Below are 17737 nucleotides of genomic sequence, written 5' to 3'. Positions count from 1 at the left end.
CCGAACAAGACCCCACAGGAGAAAAAATGGACATGAACCAAGCCCGCTTCAACATGATTGAGCAGCAAATTCGCCCCTGGGAAGTGCTGGACCCTCAAGTGCTGGCCTTGTTGTCGACCGTGCGCCGTGAAGACTTTGTGCCATTGGCAAACCGGGCATTGGCTTTTGTGGACATGGAGATCCCTCTGGGCGCCGCCCCCAACCAAGTCATGCTGGCCCCGCGCATTCAGGCCCGCCTGCTGCAAGACCTGGCGGTGCAGCCCGGCGACAAAGCACTGGACGTAGGCACTGGATCGGGCTTCATGGCCGCTTTGCTGGCCCACCAGGCCGCCAGCGTGCTGAGCCTCGAAATCGATGCAGGTCTGGCCGCACAAGCCCAAGTCAACCTGAACAAAGCGGGTGTGTCCAACGTCACGGTCCGTCATGCCGATGGCAGCCAAGGCGCTGCGGCCGAGGGGCCGTTTGATGTGGTGGTGCTCAATGGCTCGGTGGCCGAGGTGCCTGCTGTTTTGTTGCAACAACTGGCCGTGGGCGGCCGCTTGGCGGCCATCGTGGGCCAAGAGCCCATGATGCGTGCCACTGTGATCACCCGCAACAGCGAGACGGCTTGGACCACAACCGAACCTTGGGACGGCAATGCACCGCGCTTGTCCGGTTTTGTCGAACCGTCCAGCTTCAAATTCTGATTTCCACTTCTGGTCGAACCATGGAACAGCTCTACCCCTCTCAAGTGGCCGAATGGGCCAGCCAACAAACCCAACGCCCCGTCTTGCTGGATGTGCGCGAAGGATGGGAAATTCAGACCGCCAGCGCCAAGCCTGAAGGTCTGGATCTGGTGCACATGCCCATGCAAAGCATCCCCGCTCGCTTGGATGAACTCGACAAATCCAGGCCGATTGCTTGCTTGTGCCATCACGGCAGCCGCAGCATGCAAGTGGCCAACTTTTTGCTCCAACACGGCTATCAGGTCGTGAATGTGGCCGGTGGCATCCATGCTTGGTCCGAGCAGATAGACCCCACGATTGCGGTTTACTGATGACGACAGCTCCCAGATTTCAGAAAGAACTTTTCATGACACTGCGTCTTTTGCCCTTGACACTTTCATTGACGGCTGCTTTGGCAGGTACCGCTCAAGCCCAAAGTCTGGTCCTGCTTTATGAGGCGGCCAAGGGCTATGACGCCAGCTACAAAGCTGCACAGTCCCAGTACCAAGCCAACTTGGCCAAGGCCGAACAAGTCAAGGCCTTGCTGCGGCCCAGCGCTGGCCTGGGTGCCAACGTGAGTGAATCGAACTTCGATAACGTGACCATCAGCAATGCAGATGCCAGCTATGGCACGCGCAACTTCACACTCAACGCCAGTCAGCCCTTGTACCGCCCTGCCAACAAGGCCAGCTTTGAGCAGGGCATGAAGCAATTGGGCTTGGCCAAAGCCCAGCTCAAAACAGCCGAGCAAGAGCTGATCATCCGAGTCATCCAAGCCTACTTTGATGTACTGACCGCCCAAGAAAGCCTGACCTTTGTGAAGGCACAAAAGACCGCGGTGGCTGAGCAATTGGCGGCAGCCAAGCGCAACTTTGAAGTGGGTACATCCACCATCACCGATACACGCGAAGCCCAGGCTCGCTTTGACTTGGTGACCGCCCAAGAAATTGCCGCAGAAAACGATTTGCGCGTGAAAAAACTCGCTCTTGACCTTTCGGTGGGCACGACCAATGCGCAACCCCTGCCCCTCCAAGTGGGCGCCAATTTGAACGCATCCGCCATCGGCGATGCCGAAACCTGGGTTCAACAATCCACGACGCAAAACCCGGGCATTGAACAAGCACGGATTGCCCTGGAAGTGGCCCAACTCGAAATTGAAAAAGCCAAAGCCGGCCTCTTGCCCACACTGGACTTGACAGCATCGTTTGGCGGCACGCGCTTTCGAAATGGGAGCCCTTCACGGGTTGACAACAACACCGCAACGATCGGCCTGAACTTCAACATGCCCTTGTACACAGGATCGGCGACACAAAACCGGATTCAAGAAACCGTGGCGCTCGAAGACAAGGCACGAAATGATCTGGATGCGGCCCAGCGCAATGTCGCTCAAGCCACGCGAACAGCCTTCTTTGGCGTGCAATCAGGTTTGGGGCAAATCAAAGCGCTAGAAGCCGCGGAAGCATCCAGCCAAAGCGCCCTGGATGCCAACAAGCTGGGCTACCAAGTTGGCGTGCGCATCAACATCGATGTGCTCAACAGCCAAAGCCAACTTTTCCAAACCAAACGCGACTTGGCCAAGGCCCGCTATGACGTGTTGTTGGGACAACTGAAGCTCAGCCAAGCAGCTGGTGTTTTGAAGTTAGAAGACCTGCAAAAAATCAACGATCTCTTGCAGAAATAAAAAGGCTGTCCCCCACACAACCATGAACATTTTGGTGATCGGCGGTGCGGGTTTTATTGGCTCGCACATGGTCAAGCAACTGGGCAAATCAGGCTGCCGTGTCACCACGCTGGACGACCTGAGCCATGGCCACCGCGATGCTGTGCTCTACGGCGATTTTGTGCAGGGCGATCTGGCGGACAAGGCCTTGCTGGCCCAGCTGATTCAACCCGGTCGTTTTGATGCGGTGATGCATTTCGCATCGTTCATCCAAGTGGGTGAATCGGTTCAAGAACCTGCGAAATATTACGAAAACAATGTGGCCAACACCCTCAGTTTGCTGCAGGCCATGCGCTTGGCCGATGTCAAACGGTTTGTTTTTTCTTCCACGGCAGCCACGTTTGGGCAGCCGCTTTACTCCCCCATTGACGAGCAGCACCCCCAGCACCCGATCAATCCCTATGGGCGCAGCAAACTGATGGTCGAACACATCTTGGATGATTTTGACCACGCCTACGGATTGAAGTCCGTGTGCTTGCGGTACTTCAATGCAGCAGGTGCAGACCCTGAGGTGCAATTGGGTGAACGGCATGATCCTGAAACCCATTTGATCCCTTTGGTCTTGCAAGTGGCCTCCGGAAGAAAACCCCACATCCGTGTTTTTGGCCGGGATTACGACACGCCGGACGGCACCTGCGTGAGGGATTATGTGCATGTGACCGACTTGTGCGAAGCACATCGGCTGGCCTTGGAAAGCCTCATCGAAGGGGCAGGTAGCCAACAGTACAACTTGGGCAATGGGAATGGTTATTCGGTTCAAGAAGTCATTGAGGCCGCTCGCCGTGTGACCGGTCAAGCGGTGGCATCGGTGGATGCGCCCCGGCGAGATGGCGACCCCGATCGACTGGTCGCCGATGCCTCTCAAGCCAAAAAAGTACTGGGTTGGCGACCCCAGTTTGTGGCATTGGACGAGATCGTGGCGCACGCCTGGGCCTGGGAACAGTCCAGCAAGCAGCAGTCGTGAGCGGCGTCTCCTCTGCAGGTGTTGGCTTGAATCCTGTCCAAACCTCAAAGCCGAGGCGGATGCGAAGCCCCCTGTGCCTCGCCCCACAGGGCTTTCAACACTTGGGCATGCTGGACGGCAGCACCACGGCCTTGGTCCAGCAGTTTTTGACCGCCCATTTGGGCTTGGGTGAGCCATTGCGGATGGCTGAGCACCCATGACACATGGTCCAAAGCGGCCTGCATGTCGGGCACCCGCAAGGCAGCCCCGCAGGCCTCAGCCGATTGAGCGGCCTCAGAAAAATTGAATGTGTGCGGGCCCATGACCACAGGGCAGGCACATGCCGCAGCCTCCAGCAAATTTTGTCCGCCAAAAGGTGCAAAACTGCCCCCCAAAAGTGCCAGCCGACTGATCCCAAAATAGGCCTGCATCTCGCCCAAACTGTCGCCCAGCAAGACGTCCACTTGCGCCAAGCGGGTCGCATCGGGCAGCTGGTCACCCCATGCACTGCGTTTGTCACAACGCCACCCAGCTTGGTCGACCAAGGCATGCACCTCTTCAAACCGCTGAGGGTGGCGTGGCACCAACAACCACAAAACACCGAAGGCCTTGAATTTTTCCAAGCGCTCGGCATGGGTCTGCAAGGCTTGCAGCCACAAAAGCTCTTCCCCTTCGCGCGTGCTGGCCAACATCACCACAGGGCGAGATGACAACACGCTTTGCCAGCCAGAGGCCAAGGCTTGTGAAGTCTTTGAAACGGTCACATCAAATTTGAGGTTGCCAGCCACTTCAACAGCCTGACAGCCCAATGCTTCCAAACGCTGCGCATCGGCTGGTGACTGTGCCAATACCCGGCTCAGACCACGGTAGGCCGGGCCAGACAAGCCGGGCCAGCGCAACGCTTTGGCGCATGACTTTTCACTCATTCGGGCGTTGATCAGGCACAAAGGCACTTGGGCTTGACGACAAGCTTGGACTAAATTGGGCCACACCTCGGTTTCCATGAGCAAGCCCATGCGGGGCTTGAAGTGCCTTAAAAATTGCTGTGTGGCCTGCGCGGTGTCCCAAGGCAGCCAAGCCTGTTCATCTCCGGCTTGCAAAAGGCCCCGACCTTGGCCCCAACCTGTTGCCGTGCTGTGCGTCAACAACAGCCGCATACCGGGCATGGCTTCACGCAAAGCGGGCAGCAAGAGCGCCGCAGCACGGGTTTCTCCCAAAGACACCGCGTGCAGCCAAACAAAACCAGCTTGCGGCGAGCGCTCTGTGTAACGCCCAAATCGCTGGGCCACGTTCAAACCATAGTCCGGTTCTAGCCGCGCTCTGCGCCGCAGTTTGATGCGCAACAGGAGTTGCAATGCCCGCATGAGCAAGTTGTAGGCGGCCAAAACCACCCGCTCCAACCCACTCAACTCGGCAGGCCCGCCCTGCATCAATCCCCAGCCTTTTGAAAAAGTCCGCTGTAAACACGGGCAATGCCTTCAGCCTCCCGTGCCAAGGAGAAAAGTTCGCTGACACGGGCACGCGCAGCCTCCCCCATTTGAACTGCCCGCTGGGGGTTGCTCAAGACCGTCAAAACGGCTTGGGCCAGACCTGGTGCATCGCCTGTGTCCACCATCTCACCCGTCACCCCGGGCAAAGCCAATTGGTCAAACGCACCCGTGCGCGAGCAGACCAAGGCACAGCCTGTTGCGGCAGCTTCAAACGGCGTCAAGCCAAAGGGTTCGTAGCGCGGGCAGGCCACGCACAGCAAGCAGCGCTGGTACCAACGGTGCACTTCGCCTGCGGGCACTTCACCCAAAAAAACAATGCGGTCGTGCAAGCCCGCGGCGTCGATCTGCCGCTGCAGGTCTTGCTGATAAGCCTGGTGTTGCACTTGGGCCAAGCCCGCGATCACCGCCGTTGCGCCGGGCAATTTCGGCAAGGCCTCGATCATGGCTTGGACAAACACATCGCTGCCTTTGTCAGGCCGCACACGGCCAAACACGCCAATGCCATATTGGCCTGGCAAGCCCGAATCGGCCCAAGCACTGAGTTTGTCAGGGGGTGGACTGAAGCGCGACAAATCAATGCCATGCGGCACCACAGCGGTGGTGTTGGGGACAAAACTGGCGGCCAAGGGCGTGGTGGCGATGACCGCATCCATTTTGGAAATCAACCACCGAGGAAAGCGGCCATGCAAATGCTGCGCTGCGGAAGTGAACACCAGTTGGATCGGCAAACGCAAAACATCTCGCGCAAAAACAGCGGCCATCATTTCCGGATCACGCCGAACATGCCAAATCCGAAAAGCTCGCCCCTTGGGTGGCTTTTTGGACACCTGAATGGCTTGCCCCAAAGTCATGCCCTCGACACCATTGGACATGCGCGTGCCACAAAACCCCAACTTCCACTGGTGGGCTTGCAAGGGCACCAAAGCGTTGATGGTGGCCGACACACCGGTGTAGCGTTGCTTGAGGTTGAACACGATCACCTCGGGGTCATCGCTGAGAGCGGCGTTGGCGGAATTCATGGCCAGGGGTCGTGTGGGGTTCAATGCGCTGCTGAGCCCAGCTGCGCATCGGGCTTGACCGAACGCAACAGCGCCAACATCTCGCCTTCAATGCGGTGCAAGGCCGCTTCGGTTTGGCCCTCAAAACGCAGCACCAGCACGGGCGTGGTGTTGGAGGCTCGGATCAGGCCAAAGCCATCGGGCCAATCCACACGCAGACCATCGATGTCGGACACCTGGGCGGGGGCACTGAACGCGCTGGCGGCTTTGGCTTGTAAGGCTGTCGTCACATGGTGGGGCTCACCTTCTGCGCAAGCCACGTTCAACTCGGGTGTGCTGAAGCTGCTGGGCAAGGCGTTGAGGACCGCGTTGGCATCGGGCGATTGGCTCAAGATCTCCAACAAGCGGCAGCCCGCATAAGTGCCATCGTCAAAACCGTACCAACGCTCTTTGAAGAAAATGTGACCACTCATCTCGCCGCCCAGGGGTGCCTGGCCCCCTTCGGCCTCGATGGCTTTCATCTTGGCCTTGATCAGTGAATGCCCCGTTTTGTACATCAAGGCCTTGCCGCCCGCCGCCTCAATGGCAGGGGCGAGGCGCTGCGAGCACTTCACGTCAAACAAGATGGTGCCACCCGGCACGCGGCTGAGCACATCTTGCGCAAACAACTGCATTTGGCGGTCGGGGTAAATGTTGTTGCCGTCTTGGGTGACGATGCCCAGACGGTCACCGTCACCGTCAAAGGCCAGGCCCAGCTCGGCGCCCGTGGTTTTGAGGGCGTTCATCAGGTCTTGCAGGTTTTCGGGTTTGCTGGGGTCGGGGTGGTGGTTAGGGAACGCACCGTCGACTTCACTGAACAGTTCAATCACCTCACAACCCAATGCGCGGAAGATGCTAGGTGCAGAGACTCCGGCAATGCCATTGCCTGAGTCGACCACGATTTTCATGGGGCGTGCCAATTGGATATCGCCCACGATGCGTTGGGTGTAATCGGACAACACATCCCGGTGTGAAACACCCCCGCCGACCCTAAGTTGCCAGGTTTCGCTTTCCATCATCTGGCGCAGGGCTTGGATCTCATCGCCATAAATGGCACGACCGGCCAGCACCATTTTGAAGCCGTTGTAATCTGCGGGGTTGTGGCTGCCAGTGACCTGAATGCCACTTTGACAGGCGGTGTGGGCTGCAAAGTAAAGCATGGGGGTGGTGGCCATGCCAATGTCCATGACCTGCACGCCTGCGGCCACCAAGCCACGAATCAAGGCGGCCGACAAGCTGGGCCCACTCAGGCGACCATCGCGGGCCACGGCCACCTGGGTCTGGCCCTCGGCCATCGCCTGGGTGCCAAATGCTTTGCCCAAGCCTTCGGCCACCTCCTCACTCAGGCTCGACGGCACCACGCCGCGGATGTCATAGGCTTTGAAGATGGAGGCGGTGACTTGCATGTAGAACCCGTTTGTACTCAGAGACTGAGCATGGATTGTAGGTGTCAATGCACGCCAGATATGGCGTAACAGGCCCGAAACCACAGGTCCGAAATTGACCCATTCGTCAGCATTTTGAAGCTAACATGCCTCTCATGCACGCTGCCCCAGAACTGTTTTTGAACGGTCAACCCGTCGACCCGGGCCTTTGCTACCGCGCATTCCAGAGTAAGGATGCCCGTTTTGACGGACTGTTCTTCATGGGGGTGCGCTCCACAGGCGTTTACTGTCGTCCTGTGTGCCGGGTGCGTTTGCCGCTGCAAAAAAATTGCCGTTTCTTTGAAAACCCCAGCCAGGCCGAGACCGCAGGATTTCGGCCTTGCCTCAAGTGCCGCCCAGAATTGGCCCCAGCCCAGCGCTGGTGGTCCACCACCGATGCCAGCGCCATCTTGGCGCAAGCGGCGGCCCGGCTGATCGACAAGGCCTTGTCTGAGGGCCACAAAACCCCTGCCATGACCCAGTTGGCTGCCCAATTGGGCGTGAGCGATCGGCACCTGCGGCGGGTCTTTGAAAAGCATTGGCAAGTTTCACCTTTGCAATATTTGCAAACCCGGCGGCTGCTGCAGGCCAAACAGTGGCTGCACGACAGCCCCTTGAGCACATCCGAGATCGCGCAACGCAGTGGTTTTGGTTCCACTCGGCGCATGAATGCCAGCTTTGCGCAGCATTACCAATTGACGCCAAGCCAGCTGCGCCCCAAGGCTCGCGACCCTCAAGCGCCTGTATCACTTCGACTGGCTTACCGCCCGCCCTTGCAACGCGAACACCTCTGGGACTTTTTACAACACCGCTCGCTGCCCGGTGTTGAAATGTGGAAAGGTGAAGGGACGCAAGCCCAACTGCACAGAACGGTGCGCTGGTCTCCGCGGACATCACCGCAAGCGCCGATCGGAGGCTGGATCGTGGTGGGTTGGGTGCCTGATTCACCCCATGTGCAACTGCAAGTCAGCGCCAGCCTTGTGCCCGTGCTGACCGAGCTGGTGGCGCAGGTGCGCCAATGGCTGGACTTGGATGCACATCCAGCCGCCGTTGCAGCTGTGATGGGCCATGACTTCCCCCAAGCGCAGGGCCTGCGCATACCGGGCGGGATGGACAACTTTGAGCTGGCTGTGCGCGCCGTTCTGGGACAACAAATCACGGTCAAAGCCGCCCGCACGCTGGGCGAACGCCTGGTGCATGCCTTGGGCACACCTTGCCTCACGCCTTGGCCGGAGCTCCATCGACATTTCCCAAACGCCGCCACTTTGGCGCGGGACGAAAACGCCGATCTCATGGGCAGCCTGGGCATCGTGCGCCAGCGCCAACGCGCCATCCAGGCCCTGGCACGGGCTGTGGACAGTGGCCAGCTGAAATTGACACCCGGCAGTGACATTGACGCCACCTTGAGCGCACTTCAAGCCCTGCCCGGCATTGGCCCCTGGACAGCCCACTACCTGGCCATGCGGACCCTGCATTGGGAAGATGCTTGGCCAGTGCAGGACGTGGCGCTGCAAAACGCCCTGGGTGTGCGCCAACAGGCCCGGCCCACCCAAGCGCTGGAACGCATGGGTCAAGCCTGGCGGCCCTTTCGCAGCTATGCCCTGTTGGCCGCCTGGGCCTTAGCCAGCCGCTCTCACACCGCGACGGAGAAGCCATGAACACTTTCACCACCCGCACCGCCAGCCCTTTGGGCGAACTCCTCCTCGCTTGCAGCGACCTGGGCCTGTGCGGCGTCTGGTTTGAAGGGCAACTCCACGGGCCACAAGCACAGGTGGTGCAAGGCTGGCAGACAGCGCCAGAGCACCCTGTGCTGCAAGCCACTGCAGTCCAACTGCAGGATTACTTTGCCCAGCGCAGAACCGTGTTCGACCTGCCGCTGGACCTGTCTCGCGGCACAGCCTTTCAGCAAGCCGTCTGGCAAGCGCTGCAGGCCATTGCGGCCGGCACCCACCAAAGCTATGGCCAATTGGCCTCGCGCTTGAAAAACCCCAAAGCGGTGCGGGCCGTGGGCGCAGCGGTGGGACGCAATCCGGTGAGTATCATCGTGCCTTGCCATCGGGTATTAAGCAGTACCGGTCAACTCACCGGGTACGCCGGAGGATTGGAACGCAAACGTGCGTTGCTGCTGCTCGAAGGTCACCCGCTTGCCTGAAAACCCTTTTTAAATGCCCTCTTCTCATGCCAAAGGCTGGCTGACCGATTTTTTGATCTTGGCCGCCATTTGGGGCTCGTCTTTTTTATTCATGCGCGTGGCCGCCGTCGAGCTCGGCGCTCTGCCCACCGCAGCCCTTCGGGTGGCCATTGCTTCGGTGTTCCTGCTGCCACTGATGCTGGCAAAAGGCCACTGGGCTGCGTTGCGGCAGCACTGGAAGCCCGTGCTGTTTGTGGGCGTCCTCAACAGTGGCGTGCCTTTTGCCTTGTATGCCTTTGCGGTGGTTCACATCACCACCGGCTTTTCTTCCATCTTGAACGCGACCGTGCCCTTGTTTGGCGCTGTCGTGGCCTGGCTTTGGCTGGGCGACAAACTCAGCCTCTCGCGCACCGTGGGCTTGTGTGTGGGTTTTGGTGGTGTGGTGCTGCTGGCAGGCGGGCAAGCGAGCTTCAAACCCAATGACTCGGGCATTGCTCCAGCCTGGGCGGTCATGGCCTGCCTGGCCGCCACCACCTGCTACGCCCTGGCGGCCAGCTTCACCAAAAAACACATCCCCAGCCTGCCCCCTTTGGTCATCGCCACAGGCAGTCAGGTGGGTGCCACTTTGGCTTTGATGCTGCCTGCGCTGTGGTTCGCACCTGAGCACGGACCCAGTCCGCTGGCCTGGTGGGCCTTGATCGTGGTGGGCGTTGTGTGCACGGGCGTGGCCTACATCCTATATTTCAGGCTGATCGAACGCGCAGGACCTGCAAGGGCCCTGACGGTGACTTTTTTGGTGCCGGTGTTTGCCATCGCTTACGGCGTCTTGTTCCTGGGCGAAACCGTCACGGCCTGGATGCTGATGTGCGGCGCTGTGATTTTGCTGGGCACTTCCTTGTCCAGCGGGTTGGTCAAATTACCGGGGCGTTGATGCCGCGGTGAACCCGTACCGTTTTGACCCCATCCCTGGCCCGCAACTGGCCACAGCCCCCGTCCACATCCTGCCCCGCCGATTGGCGCAGCTTGGTCAGCACGCCATGCTGGTGCAAGGTGCGGGCGATCTCGGCGGCACGTTTCCCACTCGGTCGGGCAAAGGGCAAATCGGGGACGGCGTTGTAGGGGATCATGTTCATGAGGGCGTACTTGCCTTTGAGCAAACGCACAATGCCCTCTATTTCATCCATGCCATCGTTCACGCCTTCGATCAGCGTCCACTGGTACTGGATCGGGTAACCCGTAGCGCGGGCATAGGCCTCACCGGCCTCGACCAAGTCTTGCGGGTCAAAGCGTGGGGCCCGGGGCAACAGCTGGGCACGCAAATCGGCCCGTGTGGTGTGCAGCGACAAAGCCAAAGCGGGTTTGACCCGGCCTTGCGGCAAACGTTCAAACACCCGCGCATCGCCCACGGTGGAAAACACCAAATTCTTGTGTCCAATGTTGCCCACCGTGCCCAAAAGGTCGATGGCCTCCATCACCGCATCCAGGTTGTGCGAGGGCTCTCCCATGCCCATGAACACGACTTTTTTGACGGGCCTGAGGGTGCGGGCCAGTGCCACTTGCGCCACGATTTCGGCACTGCCGACATGGCGCACCAAGCCTTCGCGACCTGTCATGCAAAACACACAACCGACTGCGCAACCCACTTGGCTGGAGACGCACAAGCCACCCCGTGGCAAGAGCACGCTCTCGACCGTTTGTCCATCCTGCAGCCCCACCAACAAACGGGCTGAGCCGTCTTGCCCCGGGTGTTGCTCGCGCAAAGTGGCCAAAGCGGCCAAGTTCTCACTCAGCTCTGGCAAGGCTTGCCGTACATCTATCGGCATGAAACTCTCCAGCGGTCTGCGGCCACTGTTTTGCGCTTGGGCTTGGGCCCACAAGCGCAGCACACGCTGTTCGTGCCGCTCATTGGCGCCCAAACTGCGCAAGTGCGCCCGGATGTCCTCAATGCTGTGAATGTGGGGCTTGGGCATCAGTAATGCGGCGGGATGTCGTCTCGGAGATTGCGCACCTCTGCGCTGCCGCCTGATTCGGGCAAACGATCGCGCAGCTGGCGCAATTCGCCCATCAGGGCGTCAATTTGCTGCTGCTGGCGGTACACCTGCGCATTGAGCTGATCGAGCAAGTCTTCGGTAAAGCCCGCCTTGATCTCCAGATCAACCAAGCGGTTTTCGATGGGGGAAGGAATGTCCATGGCCCTTATTGGACCTGATTTTGGACGGGCTGATGACATCTTTTATAATCTGCTCATCGCTGAGTTAACTGAACTACTTGCAGGGCGATTCATAAATCCTGCTAAAGCGTTCGCCAGGCTCCGGTTTTTCAGGGTCGGCAACGCCGAAAAAACCACTGAAACGATAGGAGCCTTTTTCATGTCCAGCAATTTCCTTTTCACCTCCGAATCCGTCTCTGAGGGCCACCCCGACAAAGTGGCCGACCAGATTTCCGACGCCATCTTGGACGCGATTTTTAAACAAGACTCCCGCAGCCGCGTGGCCGCCGAGACCCTGACCAACACCGGCTTGGTGGTCTTGGCCGGTGAAATCACGACCAACGCGCACGTCGACTACATCCAGGTGGCACGCGACACCATCAAGCGCATCGGTTACGACAACACCGAATACGGCATCGACTACAAAGGTTGCGCGGTGATGGTTTGCTATGACAAGCAATCGAACGACATCGCCCAAGGCGTGGACCACGCCTCTGACGACCACCTCAATATCGGCGCGGGTGACCAAGGCCTGATGTTTGGCTACGCTTGCAGCGAAACCCCAGAGCTGATGCCCGCCCCCATTTATTACGCCCACCGCTTGGTCGAGCGCCAAGCCCAGTTGCGCAAAGACGGTCGCTTGCCGTTCTTGCGCCCTGACGCCAAGAGCCAAGTGACGATGCGCTACGTGGACGGCAAGCCGCACAGCATCGACACCGTGGTGCTTTCTACCCAGCACAGCCCCGATCAGTCGGAAACCGCGACCAAGATGAAAGCCAGCTTCACCGAGGCCATCATCGAAGAGATCATCAAGCCCGTGCTGCCCAAGGAGTGGCTGCTAGACACCCAGTACCTGATCAACCCGACAGGTCGTTTCGTCATTGGCGGTCCCCAAGGCGATTGCGGTTTGACGGGCCGCAAGATCATTGTGGACACCTACGGCGGCGCCTGCCCGCACGGCGGGGGTGCGTTCTCCGGCAAAGACCCCTCCAAAGTGGACCGCTCTGCGGCTTACGCAGCCCGCTACGTGGCCAAGAACATTGTGGCTGCGGGTTTGGCCACGCAATGCCAAGTGCAAGTGGCTTACGCCATCGGCGTGGCCCGCCCGATGAATATCACCGTCAACACCGCCGGTACGGGCGTGATCAGTGATGACAAGCTGTCTGCACTGGTGGCCGAGCACTTTGACCTGCGCCCCAAAGGCATCATCCAGATGCTGGACCTGCTGCGCCCTATTTACAGCAAGACAGCTGCCTATGGCCACTTTGGCCGCGACGAGCCCGACTTCACCTGGGAGCGCACGGACCGGGCTGCAGCCCTGAAGGCGGCGGCAGGTTTGTAATCTGTCCACCCATAGAGCCTGACCAAAAGTCGCTCAGCATCAGCTGGTGCGGCTTTTTGTTGGAGGTAACGCGTGATTGCGACCATCGTCGCTGTAGTCACTTGAAAAGCAACCGATGACGCATGTGATTTGGACAAGAAAAAACCCTTGCAATCCATGAATGCAAGGGTTTATTCGTTCTGGCGGAGTGGACGGGACTCGAACCCGCGACCCCCGGCGTGACAGGCCGGTATTCTAACCAACTGAACTACCACTCCTGGTAGCTGTAACTTTTGTCAGACTGCTGTTGCAAACTGACCAAGTGCCACAAAACTTGGCGACCCTACGGGGATTCGAACCCCGGTACTCACCGTGAAAGGGTGATGTCCTAGGCCTCTAGACGATAGGGTCATAACCTGGACGGATTCTTGCGAATCTATTCGACACTTTGGTGGAGGTAAGCGGGATCGAACCGCTGACCTCTTGCATGCCATGCAAGCGCTCTCCCAGCTGAGCTATACCCCCTTTGGAACAACGTGGAGCATTGCTGCTTTGAGTTAGACCTAATTGGTGTCGAGAGTCAAATTATAGACAGATATTCAGGCGTTTTTCAAACGCTCCAGAATTTTTTCTCTTTGGCTGAGAGCGAGCACCGCGTCCAGCGAGGGTGTCTGAGCCGTGCCCATCACCAGCACCCGAACGGGCATCGCCAAGAGGGGCATTTTGAGCCCGGTCTCGGTCAATGTCTCCTTGATCGTTGCCGCAATCGAAGCCTTGTCCCACGCGCATGAAGCCAACTTGTCGGCCAACAAGGCCAGCGCCGGTTTGACCGCGTCGGTCACATGCTGTGCCTTCTCTTGGGCATTGGGCACCACGTCCAAGTAAAAGGCTGAGACCCATTGCGCCAAAACCACCAGTGTGTCGCAGCGGTCTTTGAACAGACCACAAATGCTGGCCAAGCGTTCGTCGGCCACAACTCCCAGTTTGGCAAGGAAGGGATGCACAAGCTGGGCCAGATCGTCATCGCCCATGGCTTTGAGGTGCTGGGCATTGACCCATTTGAGCTTGGCTTCGTCAAACTGAGCGGCACTGCGGCCCAAGTGGTCGAGGTTGAACCACGCCAAAAACTGAGCACGGCTGAAAATTTCATCGTCACCGTGACTCCAGCCCAGTCGCGCCAGGTAGTTGACCATGGCATCGGGCAGATAGCCTTCGTCGCGGTAAGCCGTCACGGCCTTGGCGCCATTGCGCTTGCTCATCTTCTCGCCCTGCTCATTCAGCACGGTGGGCAGGTGGGCATAAACAGGCGGCTCTTGGCCCAAGGCATGGAAGATGTTGATCTGGCGCGGGGTGTTGTTCACATGGTCGTCACCACGGATGACGTGTGTGATCTGCATGTCGATGTCGTCGACCACCACGCAGAAGTTGTAGGTGGGCGTGCCGTCAGGCCTGGCGATCACCAGGTCGTCGAGTTCGTCGTTGCGGATCTCAATGCGGCCTTTGACCTTATCGTCCCAAGCGACCGCGCCACCGATCGGGTTTTTGAAACGCAGCACCGGCTTCACACCCTCAGGGATCGCAGGCAAAGTTTTGCCTTCCGCGGGACGCCATGTGCCGTCGTATCGGGGCTTTTCTTTGTTGGCCATCTGGCGTTCGCGCAGAGTGTCGAGCTCTTGCATGCTCATGTAGCAGGGGTACACATGACCTGCAGCCTGCAAGTCGGCCAGTACCGCTTTGTAGCGGTCCATGCGCTGCATTTGGTAGAACGGGCCTTCGTCATGGTTCAGTTCCAGCCAAGCCATGCCTTCGATGATCACGTCCACAGACGCTTGTGTGGAACGGTCCAGGTCGGTGTCTTCGATGCGCAAAATGAAGTCGCCGCCGGTGGCACGGGCAAAGGCCCAAGGGTACAAAGCCGAGCGGATATTGCCCAGATGAATGAAGCCGGTGGGCGATGGAGCGAAACGGGTGCGGGAGCGTGCTGGAGTTGTCGTCATATCAGAGGGTATCGAGACCACGGGACAGGTCTTTTTGAACGTCTTGCGGGTATTCCAGGCCCACAGCCACTCGGATCAGCCCTTGGCCAATGCCTGCAGCTTGGCGCTGTGCCTCCGTCAGTCGGCCATGGGACGTGCTGGCGGGGTGCGCCACCAAGGTTTTGGTATCACCCAAGTTGGTGGACAGCGACAACATTTGCATCTGGTCCAAGATGTGAAAGGCCCTTTGCCGTGATTGTTCAGGGCCATTGGCCTTCACGTCGAAAGACAGCACCGCACCACCTAAGCCCGACATCTGCCGCATGGCCAAGTCGTGCTGCGAGTGGCTGGCCAAGCCAGGGTAATGCACACGCGCGACGGCGGGGTGTTTCTCCAGCCATTCGGCCAAAATTTGCGCACGGGCTGATTGGGCACGCATGCGCAAGTCCAAGGTTTCCAAGCCTTTGAGGACGACCCAAGCGTTGAAAGGTGCCAGTGTCATGCCGCCACTTTTGAGCACTGGCAAGAACTTCTCGGTGATCATCTGCTGCGAAGCGCAGAGCGCGCCCGCCATCACGCGCCCCTGACCATCGAGGTATTTGGTGCCCGAGTGCGTGATGATGTCGGCCCCCATGGCCACGGGCCGTTGCAAAGCGGGCGTGGCAAAACAATTGTCGACCGCAAACAAAGCACCGGCGTTGTGCGCGATGTCGGCCAAACCCTGGATATCACACACCTCGGTCAGCGGGTTGGTGGGTGTTTCGGCAAACAGCAAACGCGTGTTGGGCCGAACGGCTGCTTGCCATTCGTTCAAGTCGGTTTGCGAGACAAAACTCGACTCGACACCAAACTTGGCCAAATCAGAGCCGATCAGCTTGATGGTGGAGCCGAACATGGATCGCGAGCACACCACATGGTCGCCCGCTTTCAGGAGACCCATGCACATCATCAAGATCGCCGACATGCCCGATGCCGTGCCCATGGCGGCCTCGGTGCCCTCAAGCGCCGCCAAGCGCATTTCCATGCTGCTAACTGTGGGGTTGCCATAACGGCCATAGGTGTAGCCCTCTTCGTCGCCCGCAAAACGCCGGGCGGCCGATTCCGCTGTGGGCTGCACATAGCCACTGGTCAGGTACAGCGCTTCGGAGTTTTCGCCATACTGGCTGCGCTCAACCGCGGCACGCACCGCCAGGGTTTCGATGTGCAGATCGTCAAATCGGGTGTCTTTGGTCATGGTGGGGCTCACACGCTGGCGTTGGGCAATGCCAGACGCGAGTTATCGTCGTCGCCCTCTTCGGTTTGAGGACGGGTTTGGTTCAAACGGTGGATGTCGTCGGCCGAAATATCGCCCGTCACGTACACGCCATCAAAGCAAGACGCATCGAAATCAGACAGCAAGCCCGCTGCGTTGACACGCGCTTGGGCGACGGCCGTTTTCATGGCGTCCACGTCTTGGTAAATCAGGGCATCGCAGCCAATGATTTGGCGGATTTCTTCGATGCTGCGCCCGTGTGCCACCAACTCTTCTTTGGTCGGCATGTCGATGCCGTACACATTTGGAAAGCGCACGGGCGGCGCAGCGCTGGCCATGTAGACCTTGCGGGCCCCGGCGTCACGCGCCATTTGTACGATCTCGCGACTGGTGGTGCCGCGCACGATGGAATCGTCCACCAGCAGCACATTGCGGCCCTTGAATTCGCTCACGATGGTGTTGAGCTTTTGGCGTACCGATTTTTTGCGCACCGCTTGGCCGGGCATGATGAAGGTTCGGCCCACGTAACGGTTTTTCACAAAACCTTCGCGGTAAGGAATGCCCAGCAAATGCGCCAACTGCGTGGCACTGGGTCGGCTGGACTCGGGGATCGGGATCACCACATCGATGTCGCTGGGCGGCACGGTGGAGATCACCCGCTTGGCCAGTGTCTCACCCAAGTTCAACCGGGCTTGGTAGACCGATATACCGTCCATGGTGGAGTCCGGGCGGGCCAGGTACACATATTCGAAGATACAGGGGCTCAGCTGCGACTTCTCGGCGCAAGGCTGGGTGTGCATCTGGCCTTCCAGATCCACAAAAATCGCCTCGCCCGGGGCCACGTCGCGCTCAAACTGATGGCCCGCGCCATCCAAAGCCACCGACTCACTGGCCAACATGATGGTGCCGTCTTCACTGCGACCCATGCACAACGGCCGAATGCCATGCGGGTCGCGAAAAGCCACCAAGCCGTGCCCTGCAATCAAGGCAATCACCGCATACGATCCTTTGACACGGCGATTCACACCGCGCACGGCCTCGAACACATCCATGGGTTTGAGGGGCAAGCCCCGGGTGGTTTTTTCCAGTTCGTGGGCCAACACGTTGAGCAAGACCTCGGAGTCGCTTTCGGTGTTGATGTGGCGGTGGTCGTTGGAAAACAGCTCCGACTTCAAGGCGTGGGCATTGGTCAGGTTGCCGTTGTGAACCAGCACCAAACCAAAGGGGGCGTTGACATAAAAAGGCTGGGCCTCTTCTTCGCTGAAGGCATTGCCTGCTGTGGGGTATCGAACCTGGCCCAGTCCGCAATTGCCGGGCAAGCTGCGCATGTTGCGGGTGCGAAACACGTCGCGCACCATGCCCTTGGCCTTGTGCATGAAGAACTTGCGGTCCAGCTGGGTGACGATACCCGCAGCGTCCTGGCCTCGGTGTTGCAACAACAGCAAGGCGTCGTAAATCAATTGATTGACCGGTGCGCTGCTGACAACGCCGACAATTCCACACATACTGCTATCCGTTCAATAATCGAGG

At 59.1% G+C, this 17737-nt stretch carries 16 protein-coding genes and 3 tRNA genes; 8 read left to right on the top strand and 11 right to left on the bottom strand.

The genetic code is table 11. The annotated features are described in order from the left end of the window. Positions 1-26: 26 nt before the first annotated feature. From Q0O19_RS02595 to galE, 4 genes are read left to right on the top strand one after another with little or no spacing between them, the layout of a single operon-like run. A complete protein-coding gene (locus tag Q0O19_RS02595; protein WP_295519803.1) occupies positions 27-686 on the top strand; it encodes a protein-L-isoaspartate O-methyltransferase in 660 nt (219 codons plus the stop codon). A gap of 20 nt (positions 687-706) precedes the next feature. Then, positions 707-1036, top strand: coding sequence for a rhodanese-like domain-containing protein (locus tag Q0O19_RS02590; protein ID WP_295519802.1), 330 nt, complete (start codon positions 707-709; stop codon positions 1034-1036). A 35-nt stretch (positions 1037-1071) separates the two neighbouring features. Next, positions 1072-2385: a TolC family outer membrane protein gene (locus Q0O19_RS02585; protein ID WP_295519800.1), complete on the top strand. Its 1314-nt coding sequence runs from the start codon at positions 1072-1074 to the stop codon at positions 2383-2385. Positions 2386-2407: 22 nt separating this feature from the next. Then, positions 2408-3388: a UDP-glucose 4-epimerase GalE gene (gene galE, locus Q0O19_RS02580; RefSeq protein ID WP_295519799.1), complete on the top strand. Its 981-nt coding sequence runs from the start codon at positions 2408-2410 to the stop codon at positions 3386-3388. Positions 3389-3432: 44 nt separating this feature from the next. On the opposite strand, the gene Q0O19_RS02575 is transcribed toward galE, so the two are convergent. From Q0O19_RS02575 to Q0O19_RS02565, 3 genes are read right to left on the bottom strand one after another with little or no spacing between them, the layout of a single operon-like run. Beyond that, entirely contained in the window at positions 3433-4797 is a 1365-nt protein-coding gene (locus Q0O19_RS02575; protein WP_295519797.1) for a 3-deoxy-D-manno-octulosonic acid transferase, read from the bottom strand. After that, positions 4797-5876, bottom strand: coding sequence for a glycosyltransferase family 4 protein (locus Q0O19_RS02570; RefSeq protein WP_295519795.1), 1080 nt, complete (start codon positions 5874-5876; stop codon positions 4797-4799). Before Q0O19_RS02570 ends, Q0O19_RS02575 begins: the two co-directional genes overlap by 1 nt. 20 nt (positions 5877-5896) lie before the next feature. Beyond that, positions 5897-7300: a phosphomannomutase/phosphoglucomutase gene (locus Q0O19_RS02565; protein ID WP_295519793.1), complete on the bottom strand. Its 1404-nt coding sequence runs from the start codon at positions 7298-7300 to the stop codon at positions 5897-5899. Between the two features lie 134 nt (positions 7301-7434). Here Q0O19_RS02565 and Q0O19_RS02560 point away from each other — a divergent pair, with 134 nt between their 5' ends. From Q0O19_RS02560 to Q0O19_RS02550, 3 genes are read left to right on the top strand one after another with little or no spacing between them, the layout of a single operon-like run. Then, positions 7435-8976 (top strand): Ada metal-binding domain-containing protein, encoded by a 1542-nt coding sequence (locus Q0O19_RS02560; protein ID WP_295519791.1) that lies wholly within the window; start codon positions 7435-7437, stop codon positions 8974-8976. Then, positions 8973-9470, top strand: a complete 498-nt coding sequence (locus Q0O19_RS02555; RefSeq protein WP_295519790.1) for a methylated-DNA--[protein]-cysteine S-methyltransferase — start codon at positions 8973-8975, stop codon at positions 9468-9470. Before Q0O19_RS02560 ends, Q0O19_RS02555 begins: the two co-directional genes overlap by 4 nt. A gap of 13 nt (positions 9471-9483) precedes the next feature. Next, positions 9484-10380, top strand: coding sequence for a DMT family transporter (locus Q0O19_RS02550; RefSeq protein WP_295519788.1), 897 nt, complete (start codon positions 9484-9486; stop codon positions 10378-10380). Here the strand turns inward: Q0O19_RS02550 and Q0O19_RS02545 are convergent. After that, positions 10361-11419 carry an RNA methyltransferase gene (locus Q0O19_RS02545; protein WP_295519786.1) on the bottom strand — a complete coding sequence of 353 codons (1059 nt, stop codon included), beginning with the start codon at positions 11417-11419 and terminating at the stop codon, positions 10361-10363. The two genes, Q0O19_RS02550 and Q0O19_RS02545, sit on opposite strands and share 20 nt — an antisense overlap. Beyond that, entirely contained in the window at positions 11419-11640 is a 222-nt protein-coding gene (locus Q0O19_RS02540) for a SlyX family protein (protein ID WP_295519784.1), read from the bottom strand. Before Q0O19_RS02540 ends, Q0O19_RS02545 begins: the two co-directional genes overlap by 1 nt. Positions 11641-11818: 178 nt before the next feature. Here Q0O19_RS02540 and metK point away from each other — a divergent pair, with 178 nt between their 5' ends. Then, a complete protein-coding gene (gene metK / locus Q0O19_RS02535; protein ID WP_295519782.1) occupies positions 11819-13000 on the top strand; it encodes a methionine adenosyltransferase in 1182 nt (393 codons plus the stop codon). 180 nt (positions 13001-13180) lie between these two features. Here the strand turns inward: metK and Q0O19_RS02530 are convergent. The 6 genes from Q0O19_RS02530 to purF form a co-directional block, all read right to left on the bottom strand. Then, positions 13181-13257, bottom strand: a tRNA-Asp gene (locus tag Q0O19_RS02530). 57 nt (positions 13258-13314) lie between these two features. Continuing rightward, positions 13315-13390 (bottom strand) — tRNA-Glu (locus Q0O19_RS02525). 38 nt (positions 13391-13428) lie between these two features. After that, positions 13429-13504 (bottom strand) — tRNA-Ala (locus Q0O19_RS02520). A gap of 74 nt (positions 13505-13578) precedes the next feature. After that, complete coding sequence (gene gltX / locus Q0O19_RS02515) at positions 13579-14976, bottom strand: glutamate--tRNA ligase (RefSeq protein ID WP_295519780.1); 1398 nt, start codon at positions 14974-14976, stop codon at positions 13579-13581. 1 nt (position 14977) lies between these two features. Continuing rightward, positions 14978-16189, bottom strand: a complete 1212-nt coding sequence (locus Q0O19_RS02510; RefSeq protein ID WP_295519778.1) for an O-succinylhomoserine sulfhydrylase — start codon at positions 16187-16189, stop codon at positions 14978-14980. 8 nt (positions 16190-16197) lie between these two features. After that, positions 16198-17712, bottom strand: coding sequence for an amidophosphoribosyltransferase (purF, locus tag Q0O19_RS02505; protein ID WP_295519776.1), 1515 nt, complete (start codon positions 17710-17712; stop codon positions 16198-16200). Positions 17713-17737 lie beyond the last annotated feature (25 nt).

It is taken from the genome of Limnohabitans sp. Rim8 (assembly GCF_945869175.1).
In the GTDB taxonomy this organism is placed as follows: Bacteria; Pseudomonadota; Gammaproteobacteria; order Burkholderiales; family Burkholderiaceae_C; genus Limnohabitans_A.
This window is presented reverse-complemented; position numbering and strand designations above follow the sequence as displayed.

Coding starts and splice junctions, on each gene's coding strand:
- Q0O19_RS02595 (WP_295519803.1), top strand. CDS start 27: ATGGACATGAACCAAGCCCGCTTCAACATGATTGAGCAGCAAATTCGC.
- Q0O19_RS02590 (WP_295519802.1), top strand. CDS start 707: ATGGAACAGCTCTACCCCTCTCAAGTGGCCGAATGGGCCAGCCAACAA.
- Q0O19_RS02585 (WP_295519800.1), top strand. CDS start 1,072: ATGACACTGCGTCTTTTGCCCTTGACACTTTCATTGACGGCTGCTTTG.
- galE (WP_295519799.1), top strand. CDS start 2,408: ATGAACATTTTGGTGATCGGCGGTGCGGGTTTTATTGGCTCGCACATG.
- Q0O19_RS02575 (WP_295519797.1), bottom strand. CDS start 4,797: ATGCAGGGCGGGCCTGCCGAGTTGAGTGGGTTGGAGCGGGTGGTTTTG.
- Q0O19_RS02570 (WP_295519795.1), bottom strand. CDS start 5,876: ATGAATTCCGCCAACGCCGCTCTCAGCGATGACCCCGAGGTGATCGTG.
- Q0O19_RS02565 (WP_295519793.1), bottom strand. CDS start 7,300: ATGCAAGTCACCGCCTCCATCTTCAAAGCCTATGACATCCGCGGCGTG.
- Q0O19_RS02560 (WP_295519791.1), top strand. CDS start 7,435: ATGCACGCTGCCCCAGAACTGTTTTTGAACGGTCAACCCGTCGACCCG.
- Q0O19_RS02555 (WP_295519790.1), top strand. CDS start 8,973: ATGAACACTTTCACCACCCGCACCGCCAGCCCTTTGGGCGAACTCCTC.
- Q0O19_RS02550 (WP_295519788.1), top strand. CDS start 9,484: ATGCCCTCTTCTCATGCCAAAGGCTGGCTGACCGATTTTTTGATCTTG.
- Q0O19_RS02545 (WP_295519786.1), bottom strand. CDS start 11,419: ATGCCCAAGCCCCACATTCACAGCATTGAGGACATCCGGGCGCACTTG.
- Q0O19_RS02540 (WP_295519784.1), bottom strand. CDS start 11,640: ATGGACATTCCTTCCCCCATCGAAAACCGCTTGGTTGATCTGGAGATC.
- metK (WP_295519782.1), top strand. CDS start 11,819: ATGTCCAGCAATTTCCTTTTCACCTCCGAATCCGTCTCTGAGGGCCAC.
- gltX (WP_295519780.1), bottom strand. CDS start 14,976: ATGACGACAACTCCAGCACGCTCCCGCACCCGTTTCGCTCCATCGCCC.
- Q0O19_RS02510 (WP_295519778.1), bottom strand. CDS start 16,189: ATGACCAAAGACACCCGATTTGACGATCTGCACATCGAAACCCTGGCG.
- purF (WP_295519776.1), bottom strand. CDS start 17,712: ATGTGTGGAATTGTCGGCGTTGTCAGCAGCGCACCGGTCAATCAATTG.